The sequence below is a fragment of the Arthrobacter sp. YA7-1 genome, assembly GCF_025960325.1.
Taxonomy (GTDB): Bacteria; Actinomycetota; Actinomycetes; order Actinomycetales; family Micrococcaceae; genus Arthrobacter; species Arthrobacter bambusae_A.
Genome location: NZ_CP110114.1, coordinates 1,193,135 through 1,209,637, shown reverse-complemented (window position 1 = coordinate 1,209,637; position 16,503 = coordinate 1,193,135). Strand labels below are relative to the sequence as shown.

The 16,503-nt window shown below is 64.7% G+C and carries 15 protein-coding genes; all 15 read right to left on the bottom strand.

All coding sequences use genetic code 11. From position 1 onward, the window contains the following. Positions 1–67 precede the first annotated feature (67 nt). Entirely contained in the window at positions 68–1,450 is a 1,383-nt protein-coding gene (locus OIT41_RS05695; RefSeq protein WP_264637545.1) for a S8 family serine peptidase, read from the bottom strand. 30 nt (positions 1,451–1,480) lie between these two features. Further along, positions 1,481–2,431 (bottom strand): Ppx/GppA phosphatase family protein, encoded by a 951-nt coding sequence (locus OIT41_RS05690; RefSeq protein WP_241709477.1) that lies wholly within the window; start codon positions 2,429–2,431, stop codon positions 1,481–1,483. Beyond that, positions 2,428–3,144: a DUF501 domain-containing protein gene (locus tag OIT41_RS05685; RefSeq protein WP_241709476.1), complete on the bottom strand. Its 717-nt coding sequence runs from the start codon at positions 3,142–3,144 to the stop codon at positions 2,428–2,430. Before OIT41_RS05685 ends, OIT41_RS05690 begins: the two co-directional genes overlap by 4 nt. A 56-nt stretch (positions 3,145–3,200) precedes the next feature. Continuing rightward, a complete protein-coding gene (locus OIT41_RS05680; protein ID WP_264637544.1) occupies positions 3,201–3,932 on the bottom strand; it encodes an FtsB family cell division protein in 732 nt (243 codons plus the stop codon). Between the two features lie 157 nt (positions 3,933–4,089). Then, on the bottom strand, positions 4,090–5,370 hold the full coding sequence (eno, locus tag OIT41_RS05675) for a phosphopyruvate hydratase (protein ID WP_078105972.1): 1,281 nt from the start codon (positions 5,368–5,370) through the stop codon (positions 4,090–4,092). Positions 5,371–5,463: 93 nt separating this feature from the next. After that, positions 5,464–6,111: a MazG nucleotide pyrophosphohydrolase domain-containing protein gene (locus OIT41_RS05670; RefSeq protein ID WP_264637543.1), complete on the bottom strand. Its 648-nt coding sequence runs from the start codon at positions 6,109–6,111 to the stop codon at positions 5,464–5,466. Between the two features lie 70 nt (positions 6,112–6,181). Then, complete coding sequence (locus OIT41_RS05665; protein ID WP_264637542.1) at positions 6,182–7,336, bottom strand: adenosine deaminase; 1,155 nt, start codon at positions 7,334–7,336, stop codon at positions 6,182–6,184. Positions 7,337–7,364: 28 nt separating this feature from the next. Continuing rightward, the gene (locus OIT41_RS05660) at positions 7,365–8,054 is read right to left on the bottom strand and encodes a DedA family protein (RefSeq protein ID WP_242598812.1); all 690 of its coding nucleotides are present in this window, start codon (positions 8,052–8,054) and stop codon (positions 7,365–7,367) included. Positions 8,055–8,291: 237 nt separating this feature from the next. Further along, on the bottom strand, positions 8,292–8,942 hold the full coding sequence (locus OIT41_RS05655) for a DedA family protein (protein ID WP_264637541.1): 651 nt from the start codon (positions 8,940–8,942) through the stop codon (positions 8,292–8,294). A 67-nt stretch (positions 8,943–9,009) separates the two neighbouring features. Then, complete coding sequence (locus OIT41_RS05650; RefSeq protein WP_264637540.1) at positions 9,010–10,320, bottom strand: thymidine phosphorylase; 1,311 nt, start codon at positions 10,318–10,320, stop codon at positions 9,010–9,012. After that, complete coding sequence (locus tag OIT41_RS05645; RefSeq protein ID WP_242598809.1) at positions 10,317–10,667, bottom strand: cytidine deaminase; 351 nt, start codon at positions 10,665–10,667, stop codon at positions 10,317–10,319. Before OIT41_RS05645 ends, OIT41_RS05650 begins: the two co-directional genes overlap by 4 nt. A 56-nt stretch (positions 10,668–10,723) precedes the next feature. Then, positions 10,724–11,962, bottom strand: coding sequence for an ABC transporter permease (locus OIT41_RS05640; RefSeq protein ID WP_370873915.1), 1,239 nt, complete (start codon positions 11,960–11,962; stop codon positions 10,724–10,726). A gap of 269 nt (positions 11,963–12,231) precedes the next feature. Continuing rightward, entirely contained in the window at positions 12,232–13,605 is a 1,374-nt protein-coding gene (locus tag OIT41_RS05635; RefSeq protein WP_413542308.1) for an ABC transporter permease, read from the bottom strand. Continuing rightward, positions 13,598–15,148 (bottom strand): ABC transporter ATP-binding protein, encoded by a 1,551-nt coding sequence (locus tag OIT41_RS05630; protein ID WP_241709467.1) that lies wholly within the window; start codon positions 15,146–15,148, stop codon positions 13,598–13,600. The genes OIT41_RS05635 and OIT41_RS05630 overlap by 8 nt, the downstream gene beginning before the upstream one ends. Positions 15,149–15,311: 163 nt before the next feature. Then, positions 15,312–16,418 carry a BMP family lipoprotein gene (locus OIT41_RS05625; protein ID WP_171983400.1) on the bottom strand — a complete coding sequence of 369 codons (1,107 nt, stop codon included), beginning with the start codon at positions 16,416–16,418 and terminating at the stop codon, positions 15,312–15,314. Positions 16,419–16,503: the final 85 nt, after the last annotated feature.

Below are 16,503 nucleotides of genomic sequence, written 5' to 3'. Positions count from 1 at the left end.
ATAGAGTACAGCACCTTGTGAAAATCTTCACTAACTATTTCCCGAAGCTACGCACCTGCGCCGGGGGCTATTTCGGGCCGCCCTGGTCCACGACGTCCACCACGCCGGTCGGGGGCCCGTCGGGCAGTTCGGGGGACGTCCGGTAGGCGCGCCTCAATTGGACGGAGGCGCCCGCAACGATCGCCACGAAGAGCGAACCGAAGCCGATCACCACAGCCGCCGGAACGGCTGTGTCGGGCTGCGAGGGCGCCTTGGCGACGGGAACAGTGGGATCGGCCAAGGTCGCCGCGGGGATGCTCGGCGACGACGCAGCCTGCGGCGTGGGGCTGCTGAGGTCCCCGCGTCGGTGGACCCTGATCCAGTCTGCAATGGATCCCACCGGATTACTCGTCACCTCCGGCACATCGGCTTTCAGGGCCGCCTCGGCGTTGAGGATGCCGTAGCCGTAGATCGGGTCCTTGCCGGGCGCGCCGGCATCCACGGCCGTGGACACTATCCTGTTGATGACCTGCTTGGCGCTCATATCAGGCCATTTCGAGCGGATGAGCGCCGCAACGCCGGAGACAATCGGCGCGGAACCCGATGTGCCTGCCCAATCCTCGTAGCTCCCCCCGGGCAGGCCCCCCACCAGCTTTTCCGCGGGCGCCGAGACGCCGATGCTGATTCCCTGCGATGAAGCATCCACGCTGGCCATGCGGTTCCGGTCGAGTCCTGCCACTGTCAGGACGCCTGGAATCGTGGCGGGGGCGCCCACCTGGACGTTGCCGCCGATCCGGTTGCCCGCCGCGGCCACGATCACCACGTCCTTTTGTTCGGCATAGAGGAATGCCGCGTCCCAGCTTTGGGGCCAATCCGGCGAGGTGCTGCCGAGGGAAATATTGATGACCTTGGCGCCGTTGTCCACGGCCCACCGGACAGCTTCGGGAATCTGTTCCTGGTCCGTCTTGCCCGCCGGGTTCGGTGAACCGAGCCAAGCGGAAACCGACAGGATCTGGGCCTCGGGGGCTACGCCCACGATTCCGTCGGTGCCGACGCCGGAACCTGGCGACGGAGACGACGACGGGGAGGCCGACGGGTTGGGAGCAGCGTGTCCACGCCCGGCAAGGAGCGTGGCCACGAGGGTTCCGTGCTCGGGTTTGGCCCCGATGCTCTTCTGCCCGTTCGGATCGCCCGCGCCGGAAGCGTCGGTTCCGCCAACCACCGCACCTTTGAGATCGGGGTGTTGTCCGTCCACCCCGCTGTCGATGATGGCCACCTTCACGCCCGCGCCCTTGGATACCTGCCAGGCGGCGGTGATGCCGTACTCGGTGAGCCAGTATTCCTTGTCCCGCCACGAGTCGGCGAACGCCGAGGGCGCGGCGACAAGGGCCCCCGCAAGGCTTCCCCCGGCCAGCATGGCGGCCAGCGCGGCCGATGCCGCGCGGCGGCGCCAACCGTGTGGCAACGTCATCAGCGGATACCCATCTTTAGCGGACACCCATCATGAGCGGATACTCAGCGCGATGCCGTCGAGGATGTCATGCTCGCTGGAGATGGCCGCTGTGATGGAGCCGTTTCCGGGCTCGGCCCAACGCTGGAGGATGCGGCGCCAGACGAGGGCTCCGGCTCCGATGACGTCAACACGTCCGGGGTGCATGTAGGGCAGCAGGGCACGCTCTTCGCGGCTCATTTCCAGCAGGCTCGTGGCGGCCTTGCTGATGGTCTCCAGGTCCAGGCTGGCACCGTGGATCAGTGCGGGATCGTACTCGCCCAGGCCCAGGGCGTGCGCCGTGATGGTGGTGACGGTTCCGGCAACGCCGACGACGGCGGTGGCCCGGCCCAGCGGGACCGTGCGGGCGACGAGATCAATGGCTGCGTCGACGTCGGCTTCCGCTGCGGCGATCTGCTCCGGCGTCGGAGGATCGCTGCGGAGGTGCCGTTCAGTCAAGCGCACGCAGCCGATGTCGACGGATTTGGCGGCAATGACGCCGTCGGAGTCGCCGAGGACGAACTCGGTGCTTCCGCCGCCGAGGTCAACCACCAGCACCGGATCCTTGCCGCGTGATGGAAGCACGCTGCTTGCACCCGCGAAGGACAGCGCGGCTTCTTCGTCGCCGGAGATGACCTCGGGTTCGACGCCCAGCAGCTCCCGGATCCCGTCAACGAAGACGTCCCGGTTGCGGGCGTCGCGGCTGGCAGAGGTCGCCACGAAACGGACGCCCCGGGCATCATGACGGCGGATCAGCTCGGCGTAGTCCGCGGTTGCCGCGAAGGTGCGTTCGAGCGCCTCGGGAGCAAGCTCGCCGGTGGCGTCAACCCCTTGGCCGAGGCGAACGACGCGCATCTCACGGACGATGTCCCGCAACGGAGACCCTGTTCCCGCGCCGTTGGAATCCGCAATGAGTAGGCGGATCGAATTGGTGCCACAATCGATGGCGGCTACCCGGTTCATGCGTTGCGCTCCCCTGCGACCGACTCCGCGGACGCTTGTGCTCCGTGGGAGGACGTGGATTTGCGGACAGGTGCGGGACGGCCCACGATGTCCGGCAGGCCCTGCGGTCCGTGGCGGCTGAGGTCCCTGGACGGGGCCTCCCCTGCGCTGTCCCACGCGCCGTCGCAATAGCAGCGGTCCGCGGTCCACCATTCGCTGATCGCCTCGATGGCCTCGTCGCCGAGCGGATTGACGCCGGGACCGGCCGCCAGGGAGTGGCCAACCAGGACGTGCAGGCACTTCACGCGGGTGGGCATGCCGCCGGCAGAGATGCCGGCGATCTCGGGGACGTCCCCGGTACCGGCACGTCCGGCAATCTCGTCACGCGCCTGGAGATAGGCCTCGTGGGCGCCCCTGTAAGCCGCAGCCAAAGGCCCGTCCGCGGTGAGCCGTTCGTTCATCTCATTCATGAGCCCGCCGGCCTCCAGGCGCGACACGGCTGCGGTGATGACGGGGTGCGTCAAGTAGAACGTCGTCGGAAACGGAGTGCCGTTGCTCAACCGCGGAGCCGTCGCGGCGACCAACGGGTTGCCGCACACGCAGCGCGCCGGGATTTCGACGACGTCGCGCACCGGCCGCCCGAGCTGGCGGCTGAGGATTTCGAGATCGTGTGCTGATGGCTTGCGTGACTCCTGCGATGCAGGTGCCGAGGTCTCTTCCACTGGCGCTGCCATCCTTCCTGCCCTGTTTGGTCGCGCCCGTCAGGGCGCGACGGCGGCGGGCACCGCATCTAGTCTGTTGCCGAGCGCCTGATGGATTCCCATAGCCCATCCACCCACGGCAGATTGGACGGGCTTCCGGAAGCCCCTGAGCTGGTGCTTCCACCGGGTGTCCCGGCGGGAACGTCTCCACCAAACACCCAGTAGCCTGCTTCACCCGGCATAACCATGTTAATGCGGTCCCGGGCTTGTTGTTTCACGTAGTTGGGGTCCTGCCACCGCGTGATCTGCTTCTGGAGGCTGGCTTGCTCGGCCTGCTTGCTCGCAATATCGGCTTCCAGGCCCGAGATTTCAGCCTTTTTCTCCAACCAGATCTTGACCGTGGGCGCGAGCATGATGGTGATCGCTATCATCACCACGGCGAGGGCAAGCATGCGGCCGGAGAACGCCTTCGCGGGCACCGGCCGCGCGCCGTGGTCCTTGTCCTGGTGGGTGGAGCCAGCCCCGGACGTTTTGCCGGACGCCTTGCCGACAACCGGCAAGCTTCCCGGCCCGCCCCCATGCGGACGTCCCGGTTTCGGGGCAGCTCCGCCCTTTGTGCCGGACTGGCCCTTGCTTTGGGCGCTGCCTTCGGCTGTGGCATTGGACGGCGCCCTGGACCCGGCGTGAACTTCCTGTTGGGGCGCGGTTGCCTTGCGGGACTCGCCGAAGTCGGCGCGGATGACATGGCCGCTGTCGGGGTTCTTCTGGGGCGAACGGCCGAGGGCATCGGCCCGGGGGACCTTGGGGCGGCGGGTGGCCATGACACTCCTGTAATGCCTGGTGCTTGCCTGGCGGGTTGCTGCGCGTTGTGTGCCTCACGGAGCCTGCGGTTTGCCGAAGTGCTCGCACATTTCGTTAAACAGAACCGGTGGCTATGGTCTTTCCACCATAGCCACCGGTCAGCTGTTTCAGCGGATACTAGCCCTTGAAACGCGGGAACGCGCTGCGGCCGGCGTAGCGAGCGGCGTCGTCGAGTTCTTCTTCGATGCGCAGCAGCTGGTTGTATTTGGCGACGCGCTCGGAGCGGGCCGGGGCACCGGTCTTGATCTGGCCCGCGTTGGTGGCAACCGCGATGTCAGCAATGGTGGTGTCCTCGGTTTCGCCGGAGCGGTGCGAGGTGATGGTGGTGTAGCCCGAGCGCTGGGCCAGGGAAACGGCATCCAAGGTTTCGGTCAGGGAACCGATCTGGTTGACCTTCACGAGCAGGGAGTTGGCCGTGGCGGAGTCGATGCCCTGCTGCAGGCGGACCGGGTTGGTCACGAAGAGGTCGTCGCCGACCAGCTGGACCTTGTCACCGATGGTGTCGGTAAGGGTCTTCCAGCCTTCCCAGTCGTTTTCGTCCAGCGGGTCTTCGATGGAGACCAGCGGGTAGTCGGCAACGAGTTCGGCGTAGTAGGCGCTCATTTCGGTGGCCGAGAGTGCCTTGCCTTCGAACTGGTAGGCGCCGTCCTTGTAGAACTCGGACGAGGCGACGTCCAGCGCGAGGGCGATGTCCTTGCCCGGGGTGTAGCCGGCGTTCTTGATGGCTTCCTGGATCAGGTCCAGCGCAGCGCGGTTGGACGGCAGGTTCGGAGCGAAGCCGCCTTCGTCGCCGAGGCCGGTGGAGAGGCCCTTGGCCTGCAGGACCGACTTGAGGTTGTGGTAGACCTCAACGCCCCAGCGCAGGCCTTCGGAGAAAGTCTCCGCGCCGATCGGGGCGATCATGAATTCCTGGATGTCGACGTCGGAGTCGGCGTGGGAGCCACCGTTGAGGATGTTCATCAGCGGGACGGGCAGGACGTGGGCGTTCGGGCCGCCCAGGTACTTGTACAACGGCAGGTCCGCGGAGGCGGCGGCTGCGTTGGCCACCGCGAGGGAAACGCCGAGGATGGCGTTGGCGCCGAGCTTGCCCTTGTTCGGGGTGCCGTCGAGGTCGATCATGGCCTGGTCGATGCTGCGCTGGTCCGTGGCGTCGAAGCCGATCAAGGCCGGGGCGATTTCGTCGATGACCGCGTCAACGGCCTTCTGGACGCCCTTGCCGAGGTAACGGCCCTTGTCGCCGTCACGCAGTTCAACGGCTTCGTGCTCGCCGGTGGAAGCACCGGAGGGAACTGCCGCGCGGCCGATCTGGCCATCGGAAAGCAGAACTTCAACTTCTACTGTCGGGTTTCCGCGGGAATCAAGGATCTCGCGGGCGTGGATGGCATCGATAAGCGCCATGGACTGCTCCTTATGGTGAAGCGATTTACTGGGAATCTTGAGGGAAATTCTCGACGTCCTCGTCGCCACTAGCCTAGTCGAGACGGGCCAAGGTTACGGAACAGCGTCGGACCCCTCACGTTTTGTGGCATCGCCGTCGCGGCCCTGGTAGCGGCGGACCGCAGCGCGCAGGGCCCGTTCGGCGTCGAAACCCTTCGCCCGTGAGCCCGCGACGACGGCGAGCAGCAAGTCTCCAAGCGCAGCTTCGGAGTCGGGAACCTCCGCCGCCGCGACGGGTCGGCATCTGCGCTCCGGGCCGCCCGAACGCTCGGCGCGCTTGGCACGATCGGCGCGCTCAAGCGACTTTTGCGCCAGGGCGAGGGCAGGAAGGTGCGGCGGGATGCCTTCGAAAGGATCCGAACGCCCGGGCTTTTCGGCCTTCTTCACGGCGTCCCATTTTTCGACGATCTCCTCCACGGTGGCCGGGAAGGAATCCTGCAAGGATCCTTCAGGCCTGAAGACGTGCGGATTTCGCCGCACCATCTTTTCCGTGATGGTGCGGGCGACGTCGTCGAAGGTGAACTGGCCGCGTTCCTCGGCGAGCCGGGCGTGCAGCACTACTTGGAGCAGCACGTCACCCAGCTCGCCGCGGAGTTCGTCGGCCGTGTCGGTGCCGGCCGCGCCGGCTTCGATCGAGTCGACCACTTCGTACGCTTCCTCGATCAGGTACTCGACGAGGGATTCGTGGGTCAGCGCCCCCATCCACGGGCAGTGCTCCCGCAAAGAGGCTATCTTCCCCAGCAGCTCCCCAACCGCGCCTGCAGGGCTTTGTTCAGCCAAGGTTGGCGTAGGCGTCGTTGATGTACTCCACCAACGCTTCTTTTTCGTCCAGCGGCAAGAACGACGACTCGGCCGCGTTGAGGGTCAATTCGAGGAGGTCGTCGAGATCGTAGTCGAAGGTCTCCACGAGAAGCTCGAACTCGTCCGTGAGGGTCACGCCGCTCATGAGCCGGTTGTCCGTGTTGATGGTGACGTTGAAGCCCAGCTGGTACAGCATGTCCAGCGGGTGGTTCTCGATGCCTTCGCCGAAGTTCGCGATGGCGCCGGTCTGCAGGTTGGACGAGGGGCAGATTTCCAGCGCAATCCCGCGATCGCGGACCCAGCCGGCCACCTCACCCAACGTGACCATGCCGATGGTGTCCTCGGCGTCGTCGTCGGCTTCTTCGCCTTCGGCGTCCTCGAATTCAACCGAGATGTCCTCGGCGATACGCACGCCGTGGCCCAGGCGCAGGGCCCGGCCGTCCACGAGTGCGGACTGGATGCTTTCCAGGCCTGCGGCTTCGCCGGCGTGCACGGTAGCCGGAAAATTGTGCTCGGCCAGGTAGGTGAAAGCGTCCTTGAAGCGGGACGGCAGGAAGCCGTCCTCGGCTCCGGCGATGTCGAAGCCGACGGCTCCGTTGTAGCGGTGGCGCACGGCGAGCTCGGCAATTTCCTGGCCGCGGTCCGCGTGGCGCATCGCCGTGATGAGCTGGCCCACCTGGATCTGGCGGCCGGACTCCTCAACGGCGTCCACGCCGGCGTCGAGCCCTTCCTGGACCGCGTCCACGACCTCGTCCAGGGTGAGGCCCTTCTGCAGGTGCTGCTCAGGTGCCCAACGGATCTCGCCGTACACGACGCCGTCGTCCGCGAGGTCCTCAACGAACTCCTTGGCGACGCGCGCCAGGCCTTCCTTGGTCTGCATGACGGCAATCGTGTGGTCGAAGGTTTCGAGGTAGCGGACCAGGGAACCTGAATCCGCGGACTCACGGAACCACTGGCCCAGCGCTACGGGATCCGTGGAGGGAAGGGTGTGGCCGACGGCCTCCGCCAGCTCGATGATGGTGGCCGGGCGCAGTCCCCCGTCCAGGTGATCGTGAAGGGAAACCTTCGGCAGGCTCTTCAGGTCGAAATCAAGGGCAGGGGCGGCATCAACAATAGGCTCAGTCACGTCTCAACTCTAGGGGGACGGAAGAAGCTTAGCCAGCAGGGTGTGAGCGCTCGACGCCGGCCGCCGCGTTAATCGCGGTCCCTTCGTCTGCTGCGGCTGCTTCCGCGGAAGCTGATTCTTTCTTCTCCGCGTCCTTCTTCTCGAGGTGCTTGTGCCACCAACGCAAGGTGTGGTCCACGATGACGCCGAGTACCACGGCGAATGCCACGGCAATCCCCACGCCAAGGAGCGGGTTGTTGTGCACCCAGTGGCCGGCGAGTGATCCGACGCCGATCGAATAGACAACCCACGTGAAGCAGGCGAAGGCATCCAGGAAGAAGAAGGTCTTGTGGCGGAATCCGGTCTGTCCGGCGACGTAGTTCACCGCGACGCGGCCCCAAGGGATGTACCGGGCCGTGAAGATGAGCACGGCGCCGCGTTTGTCCAGCTCGTAGTGTGCCCAGGCGAACATCTTCTGGACCTTGGGCTTGCGCATCCATTTCCAGCGGTCCAGGCCGATCTTGCGGCCCAGCATGTAGGCCATGTTGTCACCGGCCATGGCCCCGACCAGCGCGGTGGCGCCGAGGAGCCACAGGTTGGGCTCGCCGCGGTGCATCGCAAGGGCCGAGAGCCCGACGATGGCCGTCTCGCTGGGAAGGATCGTGGCAAAGCCGTCGATGAAAAAGAAAACCAGGAGCACCGGGTAGATCCACGGTTGCCCGGCGGCATGCTCGAGCATGTGGTTCATGAATTCCACGCAGGCATTGCTCCTCAAGGAAAGTCACGCGGTTGCGCGACACAGATCGCTATCCAGTGTCCCATGGCCGGGACCTCGTTCGCTACGCCCCAGCCGGGGAAGAACACAATTTAAGGCTAGCTCGAAAGGTGGAATGGAAGCATCCCCCTGTGGACGGATCTTCCGGTCCCATGTGAGTCATACCCAGGGAGGAGGCGGCGCCGCCTTGGCCACCCCGTCTCACATGACGGCTTCCTCCTCGGGCTCCCCGGTCTCTTCGTCCTCTTCAGTGATCGGCGTGGCCCCGCGGACTTTGCTGATGATCCGGTCCACGATGATTCCGAGGATGACGGCCGCGACGATCGCGATGGTCGCCCCGAGCAGGTGGTTGTGCTCGAACCACTGGCCGAAGAACAATCCGATGGCCACCGAGTAACTGGCCCACAGAATGGCGGACATGGCCGTGAGGGCCACAAAAACGCGGCGCGGAAATCCGGTTGCACCGGCTGTGAGGTTGACCGCCACGCGGCCGATGGGGACGAACCGGGCCACCATGATCAGTGACGCGGCCCGGCGTCGGAGTTCGCGCCCGGCCCAGCGAAAGGCGCTTTGCATCCTTGGTGAACGCATCCACCCCCAACGGTGGACACCTATCCTGCGGCCGATCGCATAGGCGATATTGTCGCCCGTGAATGCCCCGAGGGCGCCCACCAGGATCAGCAGCCACGTGTTGGGCGTCCCAGCCGTCGCCGAAACGGCCGCGAGTCCCACCACCACCGACTCGCTCGGGATGGGCGGGAAGAAACCGTCGATCACGCAGCAGGCAAAAACCAGAAGCAAGACCCAAGGCTGCCCGGCTGCCGAGAGGATGAAGTCGTTGATCGCCTGCACGGTCTTCCCAACGAATGGCCGCGGGGATTGTCTCCCGGGCATCCGAAAATGCCCGGGAGAACAACAGCTACGAGATCCGGTCGATGATGAGCCGTTGCGCCGGCCGTGAGCCTTCCGGCGCGATGAGCACGGCACCTTCCAGGGCTTCCTTTGCCCTTTCGAACTTTTCCGGAGTGTCGGTCAGGAGGGTCATGAGTGGCTCCCCTGCGCGGACCAAGGCACCTGGTTTGGCGTGCATCCGTACCCCCGCACCGGCCTGGACGATGTCTTCCTTCCGCGCACGACCGGCGCCGAGGCGCCACGCGGCCACGCCCACGGACAACGCATCGAGCTCCACCAGGACTCCGTCTGCCGGAGCCGCGATGACCTCGGATTCCTTCGCAACGGGCAGGGCGGCGCGCGGATCCCCGCCCTGGGCTTCAATCATCCGGTTCCAGACGTCCATAGCGCGGCCGTCCTTCAGGGCGGCCGCGGGGTCGGCATCGGGCACTCCGGCGCAGGCGAGCATTTCTTCGGCGAGCCTGACGGTCAGTTCCACGACGTCTTCCGGACCGCCGCCCGCAAGCACCTCCACCGATTCCTCCACCTCGATGGCGTTGCCCGCAGTCAAGCCCAGCGGGGTGCCCATGTTGGTCAGGAGGGCCACGGTGTTGACGCCCGCGTCCTTGCCTAGGGCCACCATGGTTTCGGCCAGCTCGCGGGCACGGGCTTCGTCCTTCATGAACGCCCCGGACCCGACCTTCACATCGAGCACGAGGGAGCCCGTGCCTTCGGCGATCTTCTTGCTCATGATGGACGACGCAATCAAGGGAATGGCTTCCACTGTGCCCGTCACGTCGCGCAAGGCGTAGAGCTTCTTGTCCGCCGGAGCCAAGCCCGTGCCGGCGGCGCAGATGACCGCACCCACGTCCTGCAGCTGGGCAAGGATTTCCTCGTTGCTCAGGTTCGCCCGCCACCCGGGAATGGCTTCGAGCTTGTCAAGCGTGCCGCCCGTGTGGCCCAGTCCCCTGCCGGAAAGCTGGGGAACGGCCACCCCGAAGACTGCGACCAACGGCGCCAGCGGAAGCGTGATCTTGTCCCCGACACCCCCGGTGGAGTGTTTGTCGGTGGTGGCCTTCACGCCGCCGTCGGGACGCCGAAGGCTGGAGAAGTCCATCCGCTCGCCCGAGGCGATCATCGCCTCGGTCCAGCGGGAGATCTCGGCACGATCCATCCCGTTGAGCAGGATGGCCATGTTCAGGGCCGCCATCTGCTCGTCGGCGATGACGCCACGGGTGTAGGCATCGATGGTCCAGTCAATCTGCTCCGGGCTCAGTGTGCCCTTGTCCCGCTTGATGCTGATGATCTGGACGGCATCAAACGCTTCAGTCTGTGTCACAGGTTCTCCTCCAGGTTGTCGGGACCGAATGCATCCGGCAGCACTTGGTCCATGGTCTTGATGCCCTGCGTGGTCATGAGTTGCATGCCGGGTGCCCGGAATTCATAGAGCAATTGCCTGCAACGGCCACACGGCATGAGGACATTGCCCTTCGCGTCGACGCAATAGAACGCCCGCAACCTGCCGCCGCCACCCATGTGGAGGTCTCCCACGAGGGCACACTCGGCGCACAGGGTGAGTCCGTAGCTGGCGTTCTCCACGTTGCAGCCGCTCACGATCCGTCCGTCCTCGGTGAGGGCAGCGGCCCCCACCGGGAACTTCGAATAGGGAGCGTACGCCTTCCCCATGGCGGCGACCGCGGCGGCCTCGAGGACCGCCCAGTCCACTTCGGTATCCGCCACGGTCAGCCCTTGACGTACGGTATGCCGCTTGCCGCCGGCGGTCGGGACCTGCCCACCAGTCCAGCGACGGCGAAGACCGTGAGGGCGTAAGGCAGCATGGCCATGAACTGGCTCGGCACGGGCGATCCGATGATGGTGATGACGCTCTGGAGGTTGTCCGCGAAGCCGAACAGCAACGCAGCCAAGAAGGCGCCGATCGGGTTCCAGCGCCCGAAGATCAGCGCCGCCAGGGCGATGTACCCGCGGCCACCCGACATGTCCTTGCTGAAGGCATCCACGGATACGAGCGTGAAGAACGAGCCGCCAATGCCCGCGATCGCACCACCCATGAGCACGTTCCAGAAACGGGTCCGGTTGACGTTGATGCCCACGGTGTCGGCCGCCTGCGGGTGCTCCCCGACGGCCCTCACGCGCAGTCCCCACTTGGTGTGGAAGAGGCCGAGGTAAACCACGATCACGGCGATGTACATCAAATAGCCCACGAGGGACTGGTGGAACAGGATGGGGCCGATGATGGGGATATCGGACAGGAAGGGAATGTCCACGGGAGGCAAGCGCCCCGGCTTGTTGAGCCCATCCGGGTCAGCCGTCAGCAGCGTGGAAAAGAGGAAGCTCGTCAGGCCACTGATGAGGACGTTGAGCACGACGCCGACGATGATCTGGTTGACGAGGTACTTGATGCTGACCACGGCCAGGACCAAGGAAACAAGCGCCCCGGCTACGGCAGCCGCGACCAGCCCGGCGTAGACATTGTGCGTCACCGTGGCAACAACGGCCGCGGAAAACGCTCCCAGCAGGAGCTGCCCTTCGATGGCGATGTTGACCACGCCGACGCGTTCGCACAGGACGCCGGACAGGGATCCGAAGACCAGCGGCACGGCCAGGGTGACGGATCCTGCGATCAGTCCGGCGAGCGAGATGGACGGCTCATCGCCGTTTCCGCCAGCCACGATCCAGACCATGAACCCGATGAGGAACACTGCGGCAAACGTACCGCCTACCCAGCGGGGGGTGGCCTTCTTCGCCTGTGTCAGGTACACCGTGTAGCCGGCCAGGCCCAGGAGAATCACCGAGGCGATCCAGCCGATGGCCGCGGAAGGAAGCGTGATCTTGGAAACCTTCGCCACTCCCAGCGCGGCGAGTCCAAGGACCACCACGGCGGCGACGGTGGATGGCGGCAACCAACCCGGAACTGAAGCCGAGCCCGAGGCGCGGCCTGAACGACGGCGGGCGAACCACATATATCCGAGGCCGACCGAAAGCAGCAGCGCCAGGATGAACGTGACCAACGCGGCAACACTGGAGGCTGCTTCATTGGCCGCCTCGGCAATGCCGAAGCCCGCCGACTTCGAATCGGACATGAACCCGAACAGCACGGTGCCCAGGATTGCGAGCAGGGACAGTCCGATTCCGGCCTTCCAGCTCACCAGCTCCGTGGCACCCGTCTTCCCCGGGCGCGCAGGGGCGTTACCGGCGGGTGTGCCACCGCCGGACTGAGTTGTTGTGGTGCTCATGCTGTTGCAGCTCCGCTCTCGATTTTTCCGGAGGGCATGGTTCCGGAGCCGGGGCCGCCAGTGGCCTTCTTCTTTTTCCGCGGGTTCAGTCCGAAGATCGCGCGCACCAGCGGCGGTGCCGCGATGAACAGGACGATCAGGGACTGGATGACCAAGACAATGTCGATGGGGGTCTGGGTCTCAGCCTGCATCGCGACGCCTCCCGCACGGAAGGCGCCGAACAGGAGCCCCGCGAAGAAGGTTCCCCACGGCGTCGAACGGCCCAGCAACGCGACCGTGATGGCGTCGAATCCGATGGAAGCGGCGACGCCTCCGCTGAGGTATTTCTCCGTTCCGGATACCTGCGCAATGCCGGCCAGGCCCGCAAGCGCGCCCGCGATCGCCATCACGAGGATCACGGCGCGGGGAACGTTGATTCCGGCCGTGCGTGCCGCGCTCTGGTTGGCGCCCACGGCCCGGAATTCAAAGCCGAGCGTGGAACGCTTCAGGAGCCACCACACGAAAACCGTCGCGAGCACGGCCAGGAGGAAGCCTGCGTGGAGCCTGAACTGGGGCCCAAGCAACTCCGGAAACAGTGCCGACTGGTCCAGGAAGGGCGAGATCGGGTTGGTTGAACCCTTTCGCTGGAAGGCCGGAGTTGTGAGGAGGAACAGGAGCAGGAAGTTGGCGATGTAGTTCAGCATGATGGTCACGATGACCTCATGCGCCCCGGTCCGGGCTTTGAGGAGGCCGACGACGCCGCCCCACACCGCGCCGCCGACGAATCCGGCAACGATGACGAGCAGCAGGTGAACCAGGAAAGGCAAATGCCAGGTGAATCCCACGTAGGCGCCGAACAGTGCGCCAAAAATGATCTGGCCTTGCGCGCCGATGTTGAACAGTCCCGCACGGAAGGCCAAGGCCACGCCGAGTCCTGCCAGGATCAGGGGCGTTGAGACCGTCAGGGTTTCAGTGATCGGGTACAGCTGGGCTGCGGTGTCGGCACCGGCCCAGTTGAAGATCGACCCCTGGACGAGCGCCACGTAGGGCCTGAAGACTTCGGTGAGCATGTCCCCCGGCCGCGCGAAGAAATAGCCCGCCGTTTCGGCCACTTTGGGGTTGGTCACGGCCATCAGGATTCCGCCGAGCACAATCGCGAGGACCACGGACAACACCGAGACCATGGCGTTTCCGGTCACGATCTGCCGGAAGACCGAACCACCGGCGGCGTGCGGGATCTGCCCGCCCTGGCTGGTGGCCGGAATGACCGACGGCGCCATGGCACCGTCGGCCGTGTCAAGCGCGAGATCCAGGACGACCTCGTCGTCCAATGTCTCCGGGCGCTCCGGCTCGACGTCGTTTTCCTGTCGAGGGGCGTTGGACTCAGACATGTGTTCCTCCCTCGAGGGTCTTGTGTGCAGTCAGTTCTGCCTCATGTTCCGGAACGCCTGCCATCATCAAGCCCAGCACATCGCGCGAGGTGCCGGCGGGAACGATCCCGACGAGCTTTCCCCGGTAGAGAACGGCGATCCGGTCAGCGAGTTCGAGTACTTCGTCGAGTTCCGTGGAAACGATCATCACGGGAGTTCCGTTGTCCCGTTCGGCGATGACCCGTTTGTGCACGAATTCGATGGAGCCGACGTCGAGGCCCCGGGTGGGTTGCGATGCGATGAAGAGCCTCAAGGGCCTGGACAGCTCCCTGGCCAGAACCACCTTTTGCTGGTTGCCGCCGGAGAGCGTGCCCACGGCGACGTCGATCGACGGCGTCCGGACATCGAACTCTTCGACCTTCTTCTCCGCGTGGGAAGCAATCAATGCCGGCTTCATGCCGATGCCTTGGGCAAACGGAGGCTTGTCGTAAAGGTCCAGGACCATGTTCTCGGAAATGGAGAACGTTCCCACCAGTCCGTCGATCTTGCGGTCCTCGGGGACAAACCCGACGCCGGCGGAAAGGACCTGCTTGACGCTCTTGCCGAGCAGTTCGACGCCGTCCAGGACGATGGACCCGGTGACGTGCGGCTGGACGCCGAGGATGGCTTCCGTGAGCTCCGTCTGGCCGTTGCCTTGGACACCGGCGATGGCCAGCACTTCACCCTTGGCGATGTCGAAACTCAGGCCGTCCACGACGTGCTGGCCATTGTGGTCGACAACGGTCAGGTCGCGGACCTTGAACGTCGCCTCGCCCGGTTGGGCAGGCTTCTTTTCCAGGGTCAGGCTGACTGCCCGGCCCACCATCGCCGAGGCGAGTTCGGTCGGGGAGGCGGAGGGGTCAGCCGAGCCCACCACTTTCCCTCGCCGGATCACCGTGATGATGTCCGAAATTTCCTTGACCTCACGCAGCTTGTGCGAAATGAAGACAATTGATTTTCCGGCGGCCTTGAGCTGCCGGATGATGTCCAGAAGCTCATCGGTTTCCTGCGGAGTCAGAACCGCGGTCGGTTCATCGAGAATCAGGACTTCGGCGTCGCGCACCAGCGCCTTGATGATCTCGACCCGCTGCTGCACGCCCACGGGCAGGTCTTCCACGAGGGCATCGGGATCGACGTGGAATCCGTACTGCTTGGAAATCTCGGAGATCTTGCGGCGGGTTTCATCCAGGTTCAGGAAGCCGGCTGCCTTGGTGGCTTCGTTTCCCAACGCGACATTCTCGGCCACGGTGAACACCGGAATCAGCATGAAGTGCTGGTGGACCATTCCAATCCCGGCCGCCATGGCATCGCCGGGGCCCTTGAAGACCACCGGCTTGCCGTCAACCAGGATTTCGCCCTCGCTGGGATCGTAGAGTCCGTAAAGGACATTCATCAGGGTGGATTTACCGGCACCGTTTTCGCCCAGGAGGCAATGGACTTGGCCGGGTTCAACCACCAGATCGATGTGGTCATTGGCTACGAGGGATCCGAAGCGCTTCGTGATCCCTTTCAGTTCGAGTTTCAAAACTCCAACCCATCTATAAAGGATGGCTCCTCGTCATCACCGTGCTCCCAGCATAGTGCTCGGCCACGGGGTGTCGAAGAGCAAATTGAGGGCAACGCAGAACGCGCTGCCCTTCCGCCAAAACTCGGCTGAAGGGCAGCGCGACGCGGTTTAGCCCGGATTATTACTTGGGGCTGGACTTCGATTCGACCTTGACAGCGCCGGAGATGATGTCCTTCTTCAACTGGTCAAGATCGCTTTTCATGTCAGCCGGAACTGCGGAGTCGAGATCATGGAACGGGGCGAGTGCCACGCCTCCATTATCGAGCGTGCCGACGTACGGGCTGGGATCGAACTTGCCGTCCTTGTCGGACTTGATGACGGTTTCGACGGCAGTCGCCATGGTCTTCTGGACCGAGGTCAGGATGACCGACTTGTAGGCGGGCGCGGTCAGGTAGCCGTCCGAGTCGACCCAGATCAGCTTTGCGTCCGTGCCCTTTGCCTTGGCATCAAGGATCGCGCTTCCGGCGCCCGCTCCCACCGGACCGGCGACGGGAAGGATGACGTCTGCGCCCTGGTCCAGGAATCCCTGGGTAAGGACCTTGCCCTTGTCGACCTGCTTGAAGTCGCCGACGAAGGTTCCGTCCTGCTTGTCCTTGTCCCAGCCGAGCAGCTGGACGGACTTGCCCTTCTTCTGGTTGTAGTACTTCACGCCGTCGGAGAATCCGTCCATGAAGATGCTGACGGTGGGGATGTTGAGGCCACCGAACGTGGCAACCTTGCCCGTCTTGGAGGTGCCGGCGGCGAGGTACCCGGCGAGGAAAGCGGCCTGGGCCGTGTCATAGACAATCGGCTTGACGTTCTTCGGGAAGGTGGGGTCCGAGTAGTCGATGATGGCGAAGTGGCTGTTCGGGTTCGCCGTCGCGATGTTCTTCGTGGCATCGCCCAGGAGGAAGCCGACCGTGACCGTCAGCTTGCACCCTTGCTGGACCATGGAACGGAGGTTGGGGTCGTAGTCCGTGTCAGCCTTGGACTGGACGTGCTTCTCCTGGATGTTCAGGTCCTTGGCCGCAGCCTGAAGGCCTTCGTAGCCCGACTGGTTGAACGACTTGTCATCGAAGCCGCCCGAGTCGGACACCATGCATGCGGTGTAGTCCGACTTGGTGGCGCTGCCCGAGCTTGACGCAGACGGTGCGCTACCGCAGCCTGCCAGCAAAAGTGCAGCGGCGCCCGCAGTTGCGACGCCTGCAAATGAACCGCGCTTTAGGGTGGCACGCAGTGATTGCTTCAATTTTCCTCCAGGAAGAAAGTTATTGATGCTACGACAGTCGGTCAATGAGTGTCCGTTTCGAAAACTCGAGTCTGAAATTCTGTTT